This window comes from Paenibacillus cellulositrophicus, from assembly GCF_009363095.1.
Taxonomy (GTDB): Bacteria; Bacillota; Bacilli; order Paenibacillales; family Paenibacillaceae; genus Paenibacillus_AQ; species Paenibacillus_AQ favisporus.
On record NZ_CP045295.1, the window covers coordinates 6,392,336 to 6,411,347 of the forward strand.

Here is a 19,012-nt window from a genome sequence, read left to right on the forward strand (position 1 = left end):
GGCCGTGATACAATAGAGACAAGTCTGAATATGCCGGGAGTACCCGGGGAAGGTGCGGATCAAGGCATGTCCTATAAACAAATCAAGTGGATGATATTGATTATTCCTACACTGGCTGTAGGGATATGGGAATATGCGAGGCATGCGTTTCTGATGCCTTATATATCGATGAAGGTGGGTAATTTTCTTACGCCGGTGTTTCTGTTTTTTATCAGCATGACCCTGCTCAGCATGCTGTTCCGGAGGCTGGAACAGGTGCAGGAGGAGCTGAACCGGGAGCGGGCGGAAAAAGCAGCCCTGGAAGAACGGGATCTGCTTGCCAGGGAACTGCATGACGGCATCGCGCAGTCCCTGTTTCTGCTGTCTGTCAAGATGGACCGGGCGGAGTCGCGCGGCCGGGGAGCCCGGGAATCGGCGGACTTCCAGGAGCTGCGCAAATCGGTTCATGAGGTGAACCGGTACGTGCGGCAGGCGATCGCCAATCTTCGCTATCCGGAATCGCCGGAGGAGCGGGAATATCAGGCTTCAATGCGTTCAAGGATCGAACATACAGCCAAGGAAACGCTGATCCAGCCCTGGATCGATTGGTCCATTCCGGATGCGGCCTTGAGCGCCAAGGAAAAAGTGGAGCTTCTGGCCTGCATCCGGGAAGCGCTGCTGAACATTCACAAGCATGCCCATGCCACCAAGGTGACGATCAAAGGCACGCTGGACGTCCGGGGCTGGACGGTTTTCGTCGATGACAACGGGCGAGGGATTCATACGGATCCATTTCATTTGAAGGACCGGTACGGCCTTCGGATCATGAAGGAGCGCGCCGAGGAGCTTGGCTGGAAAATGCTGATTCTGCCGATGCAGCGGGGCAGCCGGGTGGAGATCAGAAAGGAGGCCCATAACCATTGAATACGTTCAGAGTGCTGGTTGCCGATGATTCCGCTCATGCGCGCGAAGCGGTGACCGAAATCCTGTCGGCTGACCCGGCGTTTGAAGTGGTCGGCATGGCCCACAGCGGCGAGGAAGCCGTAAGTATGACCGAGTTATTGATGCCCGACCTGATCCTGATGGACATCCAAATGCAGGGCATTGGCGGGTTAGAGGCGACAAGGCAGATCAAGCTGCAGTATCCTTACGTCAAAATCGTTATGATCACGGTGTCGGACGATGTGACGCATTTGTTCGAGGCATTAAAGCAGGGAGCGCAGGGCTATCTGCTCAAAAATTTATCCCCGTCGACATGGCTTGAGTATTTACGGGGGATCATGAGCGACGAAGCGCCGCTCAGCCGGGAACTTGCCACGCAAATTTTAAGGGAATTTCCGCTTGCCCCCAAGAGTCCGGAGCATCATGAGACGTTGACTGCGCGGGAGCGCGAAATTTTAAATTGGGTGGCTTCGGGGCTCACCAACAAGGAAATTGCCGCCGAGCTCAAGATTTCTGACCAGACGGTTAAAAACCACCTGAAAAACATATTGCAGAAGCTTCATTTGGAGAACCGGGTTCAGCTGACGCGTTATGCCTTGGAGAAAGGCTTAGTAAGCCGGCGGCAGGGTTTGTTCCAGAAATTGAAAAAAGAGTAGTTGCCGTTTTTAAGCAGCGCAGGGTGTAAACCCTGCGTTTTTTTGTGCTTGCAAGGAAACCGATTTGGATGAAATTACCCTGACTTGGAAAGTATAAGCATCATAAATGGACAAGGTGGAGACCCGGATGGTTGGCAAAAAGAAATCCCGCAATGCTTCAACACAACAGCAGCCTTCAAACCAGGCTGGGAAGAACGGCTCACCGTATCAGGAATCCGTGGGGACGGATCCGCCAGAGCTGCACCCGGACAGGCTGTACCGCGAGTTGAAAAGTAATCTGGACCGGCTAAACAAGGACATGGGCGGCAGCAATGACCTGGTCATCCGCAACATTGTTGCCCGGAATTTAGGCCGGAAAGTCGCCTTTGTATATATCGACGGGCTCGTCGACACGTCATCGGTTTCAGAATTTGCGATCGAAACCGTCTTGAATGAAATCAAGCAGTTCGCATCGGAAGCAGAGCTTAACGAGGCGTGGGAACTGGAACAGAACGTCAAGGAAGGAATAGAAGGCGAAGACCCTGAAAAGGGCAGGTTCAGTGAAGATATCAATGAGGATGAGCCGGGTGCAGCGTCGGAAGAGGACGAGAGATTTTTGCGTCTGTTCAAGGAAAAGGCGCTGGCCGTCGGCGAAATCTACGAAATCTCTGAGTGGAGTAAGCTGTATATTCATCTGATGTCCGGAGATACGATTCTTTTTATTGACCGGATTGGCATTGCGGTTATCGCCAGCACCAAAGGGGGAGAACGGCGGAGCGTCAGCGAGCCGGAGTCCCAGACGGTCATCCGCGGCCCGCGGGAAGGCTTTACGGAATCGATTCGCACCAACACGGCGCTGCTCAGAAGGAAGATCAAAAGTCCGAATCTGTGGCTGGAAGAAATGCAGCTGGGAAGAGTCACGCAGACCGACGTAGGCATCATGTATATTCACGGCATCGTGGACGAAAAAAATGTGGATGAGGTCCGGAAGCGTCTCTCGGTCATTGATATCGACGGTGTCCTGGAGTCGGGGTATATTGAGGAGCTCATCGAAAATACGAACAAGACGATTTTTCCAACTATCTATCACAGTGAACGTCCTGACGTGATCGCCGCCAGCCTTCTGGAAGGCCGCATTGCTATCTTGGTGGATGGAACCCCATTTGTGCTGCTCCTTCCGACTACCTTCAACATGTTTTTCCAGGCCTCGGAGGATTACTACAACCGGTTTGATGTTGGCAGTTTGATCCGGATCCTGCGCTTCTCCTCGTTCCTTATTGGCCTGCTGCTTCCTTCTTTTTACGTGGCGATCATCGGATTTCACCAGGAAATGATTCCGACCTCTTGGCTGCTGAAGCTGGCGGTGCAGCGGGAGGGAGTTCCTTTTCCCGCCTTTGTCGAGGCCTTTATCATGGAAACGGTATTTGAAATTTTGCGGGAGGCTGGCGTGCGGATGCCCCGGTCGGTCGGGAACACCATTTCGATCGTGGGAGGCCTCGTTTTGGGGCAGGCTGCGGTCGAAGCGGGGATCGTATCCCCCGTCGTCGTCATCGTCGTGTCGCTGACGGCCATTGCGAGTTTCGTGTCCCCGGCCTATAACATCGGAATTGCCGCACGGATGCTCCGTTTTATTATGCTGATCGCGGCATCGCTATTCGGCATCTATGGGATTGCCTGTACGCTGCTTATGATGGTACTGCATTTGTGCAGCCTAAAATCCCTAAACGTGCCTTATATGACACCCTATTCGCCGATTATTCTTTCTGAGCTGAAGGATTCAATGATCCGGGCGCCTCTGGATCATATGAAGAAACGGCCAAAGCTGACTAGCAGAAATGATCCGGTCCGGTTCCGGGAAGGCACGATGGGCAATCAACAGGCGGATAGGGACGAGAATGAGCCGCATCAAACGCAGGATCCGAAAGAAGTATAACCGGATGTCATGCGAGATTCCAAAAACGGTATTCGAGATTCTGTCATGAAGGGAGAGAGCGATGATATGTTTCAACGAATCTGTCATATCACTTTATGTCTGATGCTCTTGCTTCCCCTGTCAGGCTGCTGGGATATCAAGTTTTTGGACCAGCTCTCCATCGTTTTGGGCATGGGGCTGGACGTAGATCCGGACAATCCGGATAACATTCTCGTGTCTCTGCAGGTTGTGGTGCCAAGCCAGGCTTCGGAGAGCAGTCCGGGCGGCGGAGGGGGAACCAGCGGAATTCCGGTGACGAAATATATCGGAAGGGGCAAGACGATACTGGACGCATTGCAGAATATGGACAATGTCGCGCCGCGCCGCTTTTACTTCGCCCACAACCAAATGATGATTATTGGTGAAGATTTGGCGAAGAAAGGGGTTGATGGCTTATTCGATTTAATTGACCGGGACCCGGAGATCCGGATCGATTTTTCTTTACTTGTCGCGAAACACGGAACAGCGGCCCAAGTATTGGAAACCTTGACCAATATGGAAAAATTACCGGTCAAGCAGATGTACAAAACGCTAGAAAGCTACAACAAGCGGGCGAGCGCAGCCTATCCCGTTAGTATGAAGGATTTTATTCTTAAATTGAATGACCCCGGGGAAATGGCCGTTACCGGGAGCGTTGAGTTCATCGGTGATTCGGAAAAGGCGGGAACAAAGGAAAATGTCGAGAAGATTTCGCCTGACGGCTATTTGCGGATCGGAAATATGGCCGTGTTCAAAAATGGGAAGCTAACGGGTTATTTGAACCCATTCGATTCCAAGGGGCTTGCCATTATCAAAAATAAAGTGCAGCGGCTTGTCGTGCCGATTCCCGTTGAGGAAGGAAAGGTACATATCGCGGTCCTGCACAGTAAGGCTTCGGTGAAAGCCCGGTTCAGCCGTGGAAAGCCGGAAGTCGTTGTTCGGATCAAACAAAGGGCAAGCGTGTTTGACGTTGACAGCCGCAAAATCAGGGTAGACAAAAAGGAAACGATCAGCTGGCTGGAAAAAGAAGCCGAGCAGCAGGTCAACAAGATGGTAAACGGCACCATTTCCACCCTTCAGCATGAACTGGACAGCGATGCGCTGGGTTACGGGAACCTGGTATATAAGGCCAGCCCTTCATACTGGAAGGTTCATAAGGAAGAATGGGAAACGCTATTCCCTGAAATCCGGACGGTCGTCAGTAGCGACGTGGAGATCTATTCGACGGGAGTACGCAATCAATCCTATCTGCAAAATATGAAGTGAGGTGTTTTTCGTGGGTCCCGATTATATCATTACTGCAGCAATCTTTGTGGCTGTGATCCTGAATTTTATTGCGCTCCGCCGGCAGGCGTCCAAAAAGGATCTATGGAGTTCGACGACAATCTTGCTGGTCGGAGGGTTTCTGTATATGCTGCTGATCACGGACATCCCCCTGCCGTCTTTCGTGATCGTGATGGGCCATATTTTCGGACCTCTCGCCAAGCCAGTCATGAATTGGGTGACGGAGGGCAGGGTGGTCCATGGATAAGGGTAAAATTTCGGCTCAACAGTTTGCTTTGATCATGTATTTGTATATTATCGGCACGGCCGCGCTCGTTCAGCCGCATACGCTTGTGTCCATTGCTGGACAAGACGCCTGGTTCAGCGTCATTATCGTCGGAATCATTCAGCTTGGTCTCATCACGCTCTATATGAAACTCGGCTTTCGGTATCCGCAGCAGACGATTATCCAGTACGGCCGCTTACTGACGGGAAAGTGGTTCGGATCAGCTATAGCCGTTGTATACATGTTCTATTTTTTGATTTTGACCGCATATGTGTTACGGAACATCGGTAATTTTATCGGCTCGGTTGTGCTCCCCCAAACGCCATTGGTTGTTAATATGGCGGTGATCTTGATCCCCGCGATTTACGGCTGCTTTTTAGGGATTGAAGTTATTGGAAGGACGGGGGAAATTTTGTTTCCGTGGGCGATGTCCGTTTTTATTATTACAGCGCTGCTCTTGATCCCTAAAATGCATCCTGGAGAGTTGTTTCCGATGTTTCCCGAAGGGATAACGCCATCGATTAAGGCAGGCTACCCACTGCTGGGGTTTCCCTCGCTAGAAATTGTTATCTGTCTTATGCTGATCCCGTTTGTACAAAACCAGCAAAAAATAAAAAAATATTTTTATATCACCAGCGTGGGTACCCTGATTTCAGGTACACTGCTCAGCTTGATCACGATCATGGTGCTTGGCGTGGACCTGACGGCTCGATCCCCTTATGCAGTCTATGACGTGGCACGTGAGATCCGGATTGAGCGGGTGCTGGAACGGGCAGAGGTCATTGTGGGGATTATTTGGCTGATTACATCGTTCATGAAGCTCCTGATCTGCTTGTATGTCACCGTGATTGTAACCGTGCAGTGCTTTAACGTGATTAGCTACAAGAACTTGGTGATTCCCTTTTCCTTTTTGCTGCTGCCGTTGTCCCTTTGGGTTCTTCGCAACACGGCGGAGCTGGAATGGTCCGGAATTGTTTACCCGATGATGGCGGTGTTCCCGGGATTCGTTATACCGGCAGTGCTGTTGATCGTTGGGAATTTCCGCAGTCGGAATAAGCAAGGTTCGGAGGCACAGACACAACCGCCTTCGCAGCCGCAGTCAGAGGCGCATTTACAACCACAACCACAACCTGAGTAACATTCCAGAATAAGAGCTTATCGACCAGGATACAAAATTGAATAGATTGGCTATTGACGTATCGCTGTATCTTGTTTTAATATAGGCACATAAGTGAATACTTGAAATTGGCGTGTTACCTTAACATTGGGCATGAGCCAAGAATCGATTCCTGCGTGGAGTCTATTCTTGGCTTTTTTTGTTGGTCTTTTGGGGAGGAGTGTGTGGCATTGGAGGGAGCTCCCAACGTTTTGAAATCGCTTCCGTTTCAAAGGTTGCGTTCTCAGGCAGCTTCCAACCGCAAGCATATAACAGGTTCCCACATAGTTCATCCGTTCCTGGACATAATGGAAAAGATCCTTTTTTCATAGCCCGGATGATGACAACCGATCGGAGATTCACGCAGATTTCGTCAAGGAGGAATATTCATGTTTTCAAAATGGAAATCCAAAAAACAGCAAACGCTAGAGATTACGTCCCCGCTTACAGGTACGGCTGTACCGCTTGATCAGGTCCCGGATGAAGCTTTTGCAGGCGGACATATGGGCAAAGGGCTCGCCATTGAGCCTGCCGACGGCAAGCTGATCGCTCCGTTTGACGGCGTCGTTGCTCACGTGATCAAGTCCAAGCATGCGGTCATTGTAGAGCATGAGAACGGCCTGCAGTTCCTGTTTCATATCGGCATTAACACAGTAGGGCTGAAAGGCAGCGGATTTACAAGCCATGTCAACACGGGAGACAAGGTGAAGGCGGGGCAAACGCTGATCGAATTCGACATCGAGGCGATTCGCGCGGCAGGTCTGCCGACCGTAACGCCGGTCATTATCACGAACAGCGAAGACAAAGTGGAGCAGATGGAAACGAAGCTGGGGGCCGTAACCGCCGGACAGACCGAAATCCTGAGCGTTACGCTTAAATCCTAAAGCTACTTTCGACGAGAAAGGGATGACAGAACATGCTAGCATTTCTGCAAAAAATCGGGAAGTCGCTGATGCTTCCGGTGGCGACGCTGCCGGCGGCGGCGATTCTGATGCGTTTTGGCAACATCGACTATATTAAGGACTTCCACTTGGGCAACCAGGTGGGATGGTTCCTGAACCACTACATTGCACCGTTTCTGGATGCCGGCGGATCGACGATCTTCGATAACCTGCCGCTCATCTTTGCCGTCGGGGTGGCTATCGGATTGACGGGTGACGCCGTCGCCGCGCTTTCTGCCGTCATCGGCCACATTATTCTCTTAAAGGTGCTGGTTAAGGTACCGCTTGCGTTTACGACCGTTATGGATAAAGGCGCGGAGCTTAACACAGGGGTTCTCGGAGGCATCATCGTCGGTCTGATTTCCGCCTATTTATACAACCGTTTTCATAAAATCAAGCTGCCGGACTGGCTCGGATTTTTCGGCGGCAAACGCTTTGTGCCGATTATTACGTCCGTCACGATGGTATTCGTCGGCATCATTCTCGGCCTCATCTGGGGGCCTGTCCAGGACGTGCTGGATACGTTCGGCCGCTGGATCGTCAGCCTCGGCGGAATCGGCAGTGCGGTATACTTGATCGCAAACCGACTGCTCGTTCCGTTCGGCCTGCACCATATTATCAACTCGATCGTCTGGTTCCAGATCGGGGATTATACCGACGCGGCAGGCAAGGTCGTTCACGGCGACCTGTACCGGTTCTTTGCGGGAGACAAATCCGCGGGCATGTTCATGACCGGTTTCTTCCCGATTATGATGTTCGGCCTGCCGGCAGCGGCACTGGCTATTATTCATACCGCCAAGAAGGAGAAGCGCAAGGCGGTGGCCTCGATCTTTATCGGTGCCGCAGTCGCTTCATTCCTGACAGGGATTACGGAACCGCTTGAATTTGCATTCATGTTCGTCGCTCCTGTACTATATGGTATACATGCAGTGCTGGCGGGGGTGGCCGGTTACGTGATGTATGCGCTGGGCGTGAAGCTCGGATTCGGATTCTCGGCCGGTTTTATCGATTATGCGCTGAACTATCCGCTGTCCACCAAGCCGCTGCTGCTCATTCCGGTAGGTCTGGTCTTCGCGGTCGTGTACTACGTCCTGTTCCGGGTGCTGATCGTGAAGCTCAACCTGAAAACGCCGGGTCGGGAGGATGATGTTCAGGTGGCGGACGAAGCAATAGAAGGCGGCGCAGCAGATGCGGGCGTTGCGGCATCGGACAGCAAGGCAGCCAGAGTGCTCGCGAATATCGGGGGCACGGACAACATCGAGAGTATCGATGCATGCATTACCCGTCTGCGTCTTGTCGTTAAAGACGAGTCGGTCGTCAACGATCAAGGACTGAAGCAGCTCGGTGCTTCCGGCGTCATGCGGCTCGGCAAAGGCGCCGTCCAGGTGGTGTTCGGGCCGCAGTCCGAGGTGCTGAAGGATGAAATCCAGAAGCTGATGTAAAGACGTCGGCGGTATGACAAAGAGGCTCCCCATGAAGGGGAGCCTCTTTTGGCATTCGGCAGTGCATCAGGATGTCGCCCATTTTTCTTTCAGATCGTCATAAGCGGTGCTCCAGTGATACGGCTGAATTTCCGACAACGTTTTGAAGACGAGCTCGCCGCCCGGGACCGTGACGGCGCATTTCACGTCTGGACCCCAATAAAATAAACGTTCCTGGCACACCCCGCAAGGAGAAAGCACCTTGTACGGCGACATCTCGTCATCCCGTGCCAAGCAGATGGAATGCGTTACCTTCTTGTTCAGCTTGTGGGCCTCCAATATAGCCCCCGTCTCCATACATAGATGAGTGGAGTCGTTGATGACTTCGGGAGCCACGCTGGTGAGGATCGTTCCGTCTATAAGCCGGACGGCTGCAGCGCCGCCCCAGCCTGTCGGATACCTTTTTCTGATAAGTTCAATAACTTCATCATACATTTGTTGCTCAATACTCATATCGACAGCCTCATTTCAAAAAATTGCAATCCCCGCATAAGTTGAGACTCACAACGGGTTTAACCGATAATGATTTTCCCTTCCGGATGATTGTACGGCTCCTTCTTGTTGTCCCGGGTCAGCGCGTACGCAAGGGTAAGCGGACCCAATCGGCCCAGGTACATCAGGCAGATCACCCATACCTTGCCGAAGGGGCTGAGCTCGGTGGTCAGTCCCATGGAGATGCCTGTCGTGCCGAAGGCCGAAGCCGATTCAAACAGGATTGACATAAAATCATGGTCTTCCGTCACCGACAGCAGCATGGCAAACAGGATGATCAGCAGAATGGAAAGGAGCGTCAGCGTGATGGCTTTGTACACCACATCCTTGGCGATCCGTTTGCGGAACAGGACGACATCCTCCCGGCCGCGGATCATCGCATGCACGGCACCCAGGAGCAGCACAAACGTCGTAATCTTGATGCCGCCGCCGGTCGAGCCGGGCGCCGCGCCGATGAACATCAACAGGATCATGAAGAACTGCGTTGACTGGTGAAGGCCGCCGATATCGACCGTATTGACACCGCCGGAGCGGGTCGTCACCGATTGGAACAGCGAAGCCCAAATCTTGCCGCCTGTATTAAGCGGACCCAACGTTCGCGGATTGTTGACCTCCATCAAGAAAATGACGAGGCCGCCGACGAAGACAAGCACCGCGGTCGCGCTGAGCACAACCTTGCTGTGCAGTGAGATTTTGCGGACCTTCGGGTATTCCAGCAGGTCTGACAGCACGATGAAGCCGATCCCGCCCAGAAAAATAAGTGCCATCAGGACGATATTCATATACGGGTCGCTCACGAAGGAGGCCATACCGCTGAACGGTCCCTGCACGCTTCCCATCAAATCGAATCCAGCGTTGTTAAACAGCGAGATGCTGTGATAGACACCGAAATAGACGGCCTTGCCCAGCGGCAGAGAAAGGGAAAAGACATAATGGACCGCAAGCAGCAGCGCTCCCACCACTTCGATCAGCAGGGAATACAGGATAACCTTCTTGACCAGCCGGACAACGCCGTCAATGGTGCCGTGGTTCAGCGCTTCCTGCAAAACCAGCCGCTCTCTCAGCGAAATCCGCTTGTTCAGCACGAGCGCGATCAGCGTTGCCATCGTCATGAAGCCGATGCCGCCGATTTGGACCAATAGCAGAATGACGGTTTGTCCGAACACGGAAAAAGCCGTTCCCGTGTCGACGACTGTAAGGCCGGTCACGCAGGCGGCTGAAGTTGCCGTGAACAGCGCGTTCAGGGGCCCGATCGAGATACCGGTAGCCGACGCTGCCGGCAGCGTCAGAAGCAGGGTCCCGGCAGCGATCATGATCAGAAACCCGAACACCAGAATTTTAGGGGGCGTGAGCAGCCGTTTGGACCAATGCCCCCGGGTCATACTTTTTTGTAAAATGAAACTCACCTCTTGCTGTGACTTAGATAGGTTTGGCAGACGAGCGGATCACCAGCTCCGACGGCAGGATCACCTTACGGGACTCCGGAACCGAGCTGCCCCGGATCCGCTCCACCAGCAGCTGGATGCCCATGGCGCCAAACTGGTAAGCCGGCTGTGCCGCCACCGTCAGAAACGGGTCCAGCGCCGACGAGAGATCGAGGTCGTCGAAGCAAACGACGGAGATGTCCTCCGGCACCCGGATGCCGCGCTCGCGCAGATCGCGGATTACACCGACCGCCAATACGTTGTTGGCCGCAAAAATCGCGGTCGGAGGAGAAGGCTGCTCGAGCAGCTGCTCCAGATGATCATCCGCATGGTAATCGCGGTAGTTCTGGTGGATGATGAGCGTCTCATCCAGCGGGATGCCCTGAAGCGCCAACGCCTCCGCGTATCCCTCATAACGGAGCCGGGCCGTGGAGACGTCCAGGGAACCGTTGACGAGCGCGATGCGGCGATGGCCCAGCCCGATCAGGTAATCGACAAGCTTCCGGGCGCCTTCCTTGCTGTCCCCGCAGATCATATCCGACTCGATTCCGGGCACTGCCCGGTCCATAATGACGAATGGGATGTTGTGAGCCCGCAGCTTCTCGAGATTTTTCAGCGACAGGTCCCCGGCCGGAGCAAACAGCACGCCATCGACCCGCGTGGACAGGATCATGTCGACATAATCCTTTTCCTTCACGTAATCCTCGTCGCTGTTGCCGAACAGAAGGCGATAGCCGTACTGTTTGGCACCGTCTTCGGCACCGCGGGCCAGGCTCGTATAGAACGGGTTGGTGATGTCCGTGATGAGCAGGGACAGAATTTGGGTCTGCTGCAGGACAAGGCTCCGGGCATTTGAATTCGGTATGTAATTAAGCTCTTCCATCACTTTTTTGACTTTGCGGCGTGTCTCCTCACTGATCCGCCCGGTATTGTTGATGACCTTGGAGACCGTCATGGCCGAGACGTTGGCCTTTTGCGCTATATCGTAAATCGTTACCAATGTAAACCCCTCTTTGCTGTATATTCTATCAGAACCGCCCGGATAAAAGAAAATACGGATTGACAGTAATCGCTTTCATTGTTATTTTAAAGTTACCGATAACTCATTATACATTTTTTTGAGCATTTGACCCAGCATCAATGCAGCAGATTCCAATTCAAGCAATCATGCAAGGCGTTTTGTACCTGGAGCTTAGGACGATCTAAAGAGCGGACGAGGCAGCGGGACCGGTATGTTATATAGAGCAGCAGCGTTGAAATTTCAGGAAAGCACCCTTCTTTTTTAAGAGAGCAGCACGTGTTCCGGTTTGGTGACGGTGCTCCGATCGAACCATGTCGCTTTCTTCCAGGCTTGTTCTGTATTCCCAAAATGCATGCCGATTGACGTTTTTCATAGGAACGACGGATTGGAAGGCTGTATATTTTTTTATTTTAGGGTTACCGGTAACCCCAATCGTAAGCAATGAAAAATGATAAGAAAAGCTGAGGAGGAAACAAACGATGTCTAACCAGAACGAAAGATGGAAGCACGGGTTCCCCAAGATCGGCATCCGGCCGACGATCGACGGCAGACGGAAGGGAGTTCGGGAGTCCCTGGAGGATATGACCATGAATCTGGCGAAGTCGGTCGCTGCTTTTCTGGGCGAACAGCTTCGCTACCCTGACGGCTCCCCGGTAGAATGCGTCATTGCCGACACCTGCATCGGAGGCGTGGCGGAAGCGGCGGCTTGCGCCGACAAATTTGCCAAAGCCGGCGTAGGCGTATCCATCACTGTGACGCCGTGCTGGTGCTACGGAACGGAAACGATGGACATGGATCCTTCGATTCCGAAGGCGGTATGGGGATTCAACGGTACGGAAAGACCGGGCGCGGTCTATTTGGCCGCTGTATTATCTGCCCATGCGCAGAAGGGACTCCCGGCGTTCGGCATCTACGGCCGGGACGTGCAGGATCTGAACGATCCATCGATTCCTGCCGACGTGCAGGAGAAGCTGCTGCGTTTTGCCAGAGCCGGTCTGGCCGCTGCAACGATGAAGGGCAAATCCTACCTGGCCATCGGCTCGGTGTCGATGGGCATCGCCGGCTCAATGATCGATCCGGACTTCTTCCAGGAATATTTGGGCATGCGCAACGAGTACGTGGACATGTCGGAAATTACGCGGCGGATCGAAGAAGAAATTTACGATCCGGAAGAGTTCAAGCTCGCCATGGCTTGGGTGAAGGAGAACTGCAATGAAGGGCCGGACAACAACCCTGAAGCGATCCGGACTTCGCGCGAGAAGAAGGACAAGGACTGGGAGACCGTTGTCAAAATGACGCAGATCGTACGCGACCTGATGGTGGGCAATCCGCGGCTGGCGGAGCTCGGCTTTGAAGAAGAGGCCATGGGCCATCATGCGATCGTATCCGGCTTCCAGGGACAGCGGCAGTGGACGGACCACTTCCCGAACGGTGACTTTCATGAAGCGATTCTGAATTCCTCGTTCGACTGGAACGGCATCCGGGCGCCTTATTTGGTGGCCACCGAAAATGACAGCCTGAACGGCGTATCGATGCTGTTCGGATACCTGCTGACCAATACCGCCCAAATCTTTGCTGACGTCCGTACATACTGGAGTCCCGACGCGGTGAAGCGGGTGACCGGTCATGAGCTCGGCGGAGCCGCGGCGAACGGCCTCTTGCATTTGATTAACTCCGGACCGGCGGCGCTGGATGGTACCGGGGAGCAGCTGAAGGACGGCAAGCCTGCCTTGAAGCCGTTCTGGGAAATTACGCAGGAGGACGCGGACAACTGCCTTAAAGCGACGTCCTGGCGCCCGGCGGCAGTGGAATATTTCCGCGGGGGAGGCTTCTCGTCCGACTTCCTGACGCGCGGCGGCATGCCGGTAACGATGTCCAGGCTGAACCTGGTCAAAGGGCTTGGTCCTGTCCTGCAAATTGCCGAAGGATATACGGTCGACCTGCCCGAGGAAGTGCATGACAAGCTGGATCAGCGGACCGACCCGACGTGGCCGACCACCTGGTTTGCCCCGAACCTGACGGGCGAGGGAGCGTTCAAAGACGTGTATTCCGTGATGGATCACTGGGGAGCCAACCACGGTGCGATCAGCTACGGCCATATCGGCGCGGACCTGATCACACTGGCTTCGATCCTGCGCATTCCGGTGAGCATGCACAACGTTGCAGAGGAGCAGGTATTCCGTCCGAGAGCCTGGGGGCTGTTCGGAACAAGCGATCCGGAGGGAGCGGACTTCCGGGCCTGCCAAAACTTCGGACCGCTGTACAAGTAAGCATTTTCTACGGGTGAGGTGGGCTAATGGGTTCGCAATCCTTACACATGCTGGCGGTGGATTTCGGGGCAAGCAGCGGACGCGCCGTGACGGGTGCATTCAATGGCCGAACGCTGACCGTAAACGAGGTGCATCGTTTCAGTAACGAACCGGTTCGTCTCGGGAACCATTTTCACTGGGATTTTCTGCGGCTGTTCCATGAGCTGAAGCAGGGCATTCACGCTTCCCGGCGGATGGCTGGCGGTGCCCCGGTATCGGTGGCGGTGGACACCTGGGGCGTTGATTACGGCTTGGTGGATGCCAAGGGGAGACTTGCCGGCAACCCTTATCATTATCGTGACCTGCGGACAGAGGAGGTCATGCCGGAAGTGTTCTCAGCGATTCCGGAAAAAGAATTGTTCCGGCTGACCGGCATCCGCTCCTCCTCGATCAACACGATTTACCAGCTGTATGCCGAGGAGAAGGTCCGCTCCGGCTATGGAGCGGGCGGGCTAAAAATGCTGATGATGCCGGATCTGTTTCATTACTATTTGTCTGGCGTCATGGCCAATGAATATACGATCGCCAGCACGAGCGGACTGCTCGATCCGCGCAGCCGTACATGGCATAGCGGCATTCTGAACACGCTGTCCATTCCGGAATCGCTGTTCTCGGAGATCGTGATGCCGGGAACGCTGCTGGGACAGCTGCGGCAGGACATCCGCGAGGAGCTGCAGGTGCCGGACATGGCGGTAATCGCCGCGGCGGGCCACGACACGGCGGCTGCGGTAGCGTCCGTTCCGGCGGGGGCTGCCCCGTATGCCTTCATCAGCTCCGGAACCTGGTCGCTGATGGGCATCGAGCTCGATCAGCCGGCGCTCAGCGATTTCAGCCGGGACAGCCTCTTCAGCAATGAAGGGGGAGCGGGCGGCAAAATCCGGCTGCTCAAGAACATCATGGGGCTGTGGCTGCTGCAGGAGTGCCGGCGCACGTGGGCGCTGGAAGGAACGCCGCTCACGTATGACGAGCTGACCGAGCTGGCGCTGTCGGCGCCGGAGAACGGCAGCTATATCGACGCTGCCGACGCCGTCTTCCTGCCGCCGGGCGGCATGCCGCAGCGGATCCGCGAATACTGCCGGGACAGCGGGCAGAAGGTGCCGGAGTCCCGCGCGGCCATCGTGCGCTGCATTGTCGAAAGCCTGGCGCTTCAATACCGCCAGACGCTGGACGAAATCGAGAAGCTCGCCGGAGAGCGGATGGAGCATATTCATATCGTCGGCGGCGGCATCCAGAACCGGCTGCTGTGCCAGCTGACGGCCAACGTTACCGGTCGTCCGGTGATTGCCGGGCCGGTGGAAGCCACGGCCATCGGCAATCTGATGATGCAGGCGCTGGCCCACGGCGAAGTGAAGAACCTTGCCGAGATCCGGCAGGTCGTTCTTGAGTCCTTTCCGCCGGAAACCTACTTGCCGGAGGATGCGGCGATGTGGGAGGAGCGCTATCAGCAGTACGTGAAGCTTTTTAAACGTCAAGAGACGGTATAATTACTTGTTCAAAAAGGTCGGTTTTCAGTACCGAGAAGATTGGATGAAGCTAGGGACTGAGGAGCAGAGCGTACGTGTGGGTACGTGAGCACCGGAAGGCCCGGCTGAATTCAAGATTCGATGCCGAATCAGCTTCACGATTTACTTCGTGATCAAAAGCGGACTTTTTGAACAACCTCTATAAGGAGAGTGGAGAGAAATGACTGTGCAGCTTGAACAGCAAGTCAGGGAAGAGTTGACCCGGTATGCCCGGAAAACCGTAGCCAAAGGGCTGGTAGTGGGACCGGGCGGGAACATTAGCGCGAAAGCGGGTAACATCATGCTGCTGTCTCCGAGCGGGTTTGCACTCGAAGACATTGAGCCGGAGCAGTGGATCCGGGTGGAGATCGACTCCGGTAACGTGCTGGATCAAGAGGTGCGGCCGTCATCAGAGGTACTGATGCATCTGTTTGCCTACCGGGTCAATCCGGATATCCAGGCGATCGTGCATACCCATCCGGCCCACTGCATCGCGTTGACGCTGGTCTCGAAGGAGCTGCCGATGCTGTTCCCGGACCAGGCCGCGCTTGTCGGCGACATCGCCTTTGTGCCCTACGTGCTGCCGACGACCGATCTGCTGGCCAATGCGGTCGCGGAGAAAGTCGGGGATCACAACTCGATTTTGCTCGAAAATCATGGACTCGTGACGACCGGGAAAAATCTGCGCGAAGCGTACTACCGGACCGAGGTGGTGGAGGAAAGCGCGAAGGTGTACCTCGCCGCCAAGGCGGTGGGCGAGCCGAAAGTGCTGACCGACGCCGAGTACAAAGAGATTCAGTCGCTCGAAAGCGAAGCCTACCGGGTGCAGCTCCTGCAGAAAATGAAGTGATATCCGGCTCTTGACATCGGTCCTGATCATCCTGTAAAGTATGGAAAAAACAAACCATGGTTTGTCAAATTTCCAAAGCGATGATCAAGAGTAACAGTTCATGAGGACCGGCGTTTTCCAGAGAAGAAACCCCTGGCTGAAAGGTTTCCGCGCACGGACATGAGCTTCCCGTCTTGTAGCTGCCGTGATGAAAGAATCTGCAGGTTCGAGTATTCATAGCCGGGTGATCCCGTTATATTGCCAATTAAGGACTGCCGTACATGCGGCGGTTGAATACAGGGTGGTACCACGAACACATTCGTCCCTTCAGGACGGATGTGTTTTTTGTTGTTTGAGTTTGTGTTTGTCACGAATATGTGCTGCATTAAAAGATACGAGGAGGCTGATCGGCGATGAGCCGTTATATTATCAAGCAAACGTCCCTGCTAATCCCAACGCTGCGCGAAGCGCCTGCCGAAGCGGAAGCGCGAAGCCACCAGCTGCTGCTACGGGCGGGCTTTATCCGGCAGCTGGCTGCGGGAATTTACAGTTACCTGCCGCTTGGCTGGCGCGTGCTGCGCCGGATCGAGACAATCCTCCGTGAAGAAATGGACCAGGCCGGGTTCCAGGAGCTGCACCTGCCGGCGATGCAGCCGGCCGAGCTGTGGGAGCGCTCCGGACGGTACGGGGCCTACGGGGCGGAGCTGATCCGCCTGCAGGACAGGCATGAGCGCGAGTTTGTGCTCGGACCGACGCATGAGGAGGTCATCACGGCGCTTGCCGCGAGCGAGGTGAATACGTACCGCAAGCTCCCGCTTCGCCTGTACCAAATCCAGACGAAGTTCCGGGATGAGCGGCGTCCGCGCTTCGGATTGCTCCGGGGGCGCGAGTTCCTGATGAAGGATGCGTATTCGTTTGACCGCAGCTGGGAGGAGCTGGACCGGACCTATCAGGCGGTCCGGGATGCTTACCGCCGCATCTTCACCCGCTGCGGCCTGAAGTTCAGCATGGTGGAAGCGGAGGCGGGAGCCATCGGCGGTGAAGGGGAAACGCATGAGTTCATGGCGCCCGCGGAAATCGGTGAGGATACGATCGTCAGCTGCCTGGCCTGCGGGTATGCGGCCAATCTGGAGAAGGCCACTGCTGCTGCTGCCGGAGAACATTCGGCGGATGAAGCGGAACGCCAAGCTCCCGCCATCGAAAAAGTCGCCACGCCGAATACAAGGACGATCGAAGAAGTGGGCGCCTTCCTTGGGGTGCCTTCATCACATATTTTGAAGACGATGATTTATATGGCTGACGATAAGCCAGTCGCTGCCGTCGTACGGGGAGATCATGAAGTCAACGAGAATAAGCTGACCGCAGCGATTGGGTGCGTGACGCTTGAACTCGCCGACCCGCAGGAGGTGCTGAAGGTGACGGGAGCGCCTCACGGTTATGCTGGACCTGTCGGCCTTGATATTCCTGTATATTTGGACCGCGATGCCGTGCTGCACGGCGGCGCGGTAGCCGGAGCGGGAGAGGAACATGCGCACGTGCGGAACGTGGTGCCGTTCCGGGATTTTCAGCCGGCGCATATCGGCAATTACCGCAGCGTGCAGGAGGGGGACCGCTGTCCGAACTGCGGGGAGACGCTGCATTTTGCCAAAGGCATCGAAGTAGGCCACGTCTTCAAGCTGGGCACCAAATACAGCAGCGTTCTCGATGCCAGATATACGGACGAAGCCGGCAGGGAGCAGACGATGATCATGGGCTGCTATGGCATCGGCGTATCCCGCCTCCTTTCGGCAGTGGCCGAGCAATCGTCCGCGGAACAAGGGATGTGCTGGCCGCTCGGCATTGCCCCGTATTCTGTGCATCTGATTCCCGTCTCCCCCCAGGATCCGGATCAGGCGGCGGTTGTGGACCAGATTGCCAAGGAGCTTGCGCGGCAGGGCGTGGAATGCCTCGTCGATGACAGGGAGGAGCGACCGGGCGTGAAGTTCAAGGATGCCGACTTGATCGGCCTGCCGCTTCGCATTGTCGTAGGCAAACGGGCCGGGGAAGGCGTCGTCGAGTGGACAGACCGCAGGGCCGGTGGACGGACTGAGGTAGCGTGGCAGGAGGCTGCGCGGCTGGCTGCGGAAATTTGTTCCGCGTCGTGGGAAACTCTATAATAGAAGGGATTGTGCCTGACACGGGAATGGGATTCCCTGGGCAGACCAACGCAATGTAATGCTATGATGGAGGAAGCTATGACGATCAGACCCGCAAAACGAGAAGACGCGCATCATGCCGCCCGGCTGCTGTACGATGCGCTGCACGATGTTGCGCAACAATTAACCGGAGAGGACAGCGAGGAGGCCGTGCTGGCCGCGCTTGAAGCCTATTTTGCTGCCGAGGAAGGCCGCCTTAGCTACAAGCAGACGCTGGTGAAGGAACTGGATGAACGGCCGGTAGGCCTTGTGGTGGCATACGGAGGCGACCAGGCAGCGGAGCTGGACCGGCCGATCCTTGCGAGGCTGCGATCCATGAAGCAGAACCCGGATTTGCAGCTGGATAAAGAAGCGGATCTCGACGAATATTACATCGACACGCTTTCGGTCTCACCGGAATATGGCGGACGGGGGATCGGCACGTCCCTGATTCGCGCAGCCGAGGAACGGGCAAGTGCATACGGATACCGTAAAATCGCCATGGCGGTTGTAACGGATAACACGAAGGCCCATTCGCTGTACCTGAAGCTCGGATACCAGACCGACAAAAACATTATGATTAACGGCCATGTGTATTATCATATGGTCAAGTTGGGCTGAAGGCAG

General features: G+C 55.0%; 16 protein-coding genes. 13 read left to right on the forward strand and 3 right to left on the reverse strand.

Features of this window, described 5'->3' with window-relative positions; translation table 11 throughout:
• Positions 1-66: 66 nt before the first annotated feature.
• The 8 genes from GCU45_RS29195 (at position 67) to nagE (ending at position 8,595) form a co-directional block, all read left to right on the forward strand.
• Entirely contained in the window at positions 67-903 is an 837-nt protein-coding gene (locus GCU45_RS29195) for a sensor histidine kinase (RefSeq protein ID WP_152402477.1), read from the forward strand.
• Complete coding sequence (locus tag GCU45_RS29200) at positions 900-1,577, forward strand: response regulator (protein WP_116231118.1); 678 nt, start codon at positions 900-902, stop codon at positions 1,575-1,577. Before GCU45_RS29195 ends, GCU45_RS29200 begins: the two co-directional genes overlap by 4 nt.
• A gap of 127 nt (positions 1,578-1,704) precedes the next feature.
• Positions 1,705-3,489: a spore germination protein gene (locus tag GCU45_RS29205; protein ID WP_244364323.1), complete on the forward strand. Its 1,785-nt coding sequence runs from the start codon at positions 1,705-1,707 to the stop codon at positions 3,487-3,489.
• A gap of 66 nt (positions 3,490-3,555) precedes the next feature.
• Positions 3,556-4,773, forward strand: coding sequence for a Ger(x)C family spore germination protein (locus tag GCU45_RS29210; protein WP_167527261.1), 1,218 nt, complete (start codon positions 3,556-3,558; stop codon positions 4,771-4,773).
• A gap of 10 nt (positions 4,774-4,783) precedes the next feature.
• On the forward strand, positions 4,784-5,038 hold the full coding sequence (locus GCU45_RS29215) for a hypothetical protein (RefSeq protein WP_152402481.1): 255 nt from the start codon (positions 4,784-4,786) through the stop codon (positions 5,036-5,038).
• Positions 5,031-6,194, forward strand: a complete 1,164-nt coding sequence (locus GCU45_RS29220; protein WP_152402483.1) for a GerAB/ArcD/ProY family transporter — start codon at positions 5,031-5,033, stop codon at positions 6,192-6,194. Before GCU45_RS29215 ends, GCU45_RS29220 begins: the two co-directional genes overlap by 8 nt.
• 407 nt (positions 6,195-6,601) lie before the next feature.
• Positions 6,602-7,096 carry a PTS sugar transporter subunit IIA gene (locus GCU45_RS29225; protein ID WP_145134720.1) on the forward strand — a complete coding sequence of 165 codons (495 nt, stop codon included), beginning with the start codon at positions 6,602-6,604 and terminating at the stop codon, positions 7,094-7,096.
• Positions 7,097-7,128: 32 nt separating this feature from the next.
• On the forward strand, positions 7,129-8,595 hold the full coding sequence (nagE, locus tag GCU45_RS29230) for an N-acetylglucosamine-specific PTS transporter subunit IIBC (RefSeq protein WP_152402485.1): 1,467 nt from the start codon (positions 7,129-7,131) through the stop codon (positions 8,593-8,595).
• A gap of 66 nt (positions 8,596-8,661) precedes the next feature.
• Here nagE and GCU45_RS29235 read toward each other — a convergent pair whose 3' ends face one another.
• From GCU45_RS29235 to GCU45_RS29245, 3 genes are read right to left on the reverse strand one after another with little or no spacing between them, the layout of a single operon-like run.
• Entirely contained in the window at positions 8,662-9,087 is a 426-nt protein-coding gene (locus GCU45_RS29235) for a cytidine deaminase (RefSeq protein WP_152402487.1), read from the reverse strand.
• A 59-nt stretch (positions 9,088-9,146) separates the two neighbouring features.
• Positions 9,147-10,508, reverse strand: a complete 1,362-nt coding sequence (locus tag GCU45_RS29240; protein ID WP_152403419.1) for a TrkH family potassium uptake protein — start codon at positions 10,506-10,508, stop codon at positions 9,147-9,149.
• Between the two features lie 37 nt (positions 10,509-10,545).
• Positions 10,546-11,550: a LacI family DNA-binding transcriptional regulator gene (locus tag GCU45_RS29245; protein ID WP_152402489.1), complete on the reverse strand. Its 1,005-nt coding sequence runs from the start codon at positions 11,548-11,550 to the stop codon at positions 10,546-10,548.
• Positions 11,551-12,050: 500 nt separating this feature from the next.
• Here GCU45_RS29245 and GCU45_RS29250 point away from each other — a divergent pair, with 500 nt between their 5' ends.
• The 5 genes from GCU45_RS29250 to GCU45_RS29270 all read left to right on the forward strand — a co-directional run bounded on the left by GCU45_RS29250 (position 12,051) and on the right by GCU45_RS29270 (position 19,006).
• On the forward strand, positions 12,051-13,841 hold the full coding sequence (locus GCU45_RS29250) for an L-fucose isomerase (protein ID WP_152402491.1): 1,791 nt from the start codon (positions 12,051-12,053) through the stop codon (positions 13,839-13,841).
• Between the two features lie 26 nt (positions 13,842-13,867).
• A complete protein-coding gene (locus GCU45_RS29255; protein ID WP_152402493.1) occupies positions 13,868-15,364 on the forward strand; it encodes a rhamnulokinase in 1,497 nt (498 codons plus the stop codon).
• 199 nt (positions 15,365-15,563) lie between these two features.
• Entirely contained in the window at positions 15,564-16,232 is a 669-nt protein-coding gene (locus tag GCU45_RS29260; RefSeq protein WP_152402494.1) for a class II aldolase/adducin family protein, read from the forward strand.
• Positions 16,233-16,639: 407 nt separating this feature from the next.
• A complete protein-coding gene (locus GCU45_RS29265; protein WP_152403420.1) occupies positions 16,640-18,367 on the forward strand; it encodes a proline--tRNA ligase in 1,728 nt (575 codons plus the stop codon).
• Positions 18,368-18,445: 78 nt separating this feature from the next.
• Positions 18,446-19,006: a GNAT family N-acetyltransferase gene (locus GCU45_RS29270; protein WP_152402496.1), complete on the forward strand. Its 561-nt coding sequence runs from the start codon at positions 18,446-18,448 to the stop codon at positions 19,004-19,006.
• The last annotated feature ends 6 nt before the right edge of the window (positions 19,007-19,012 follow it).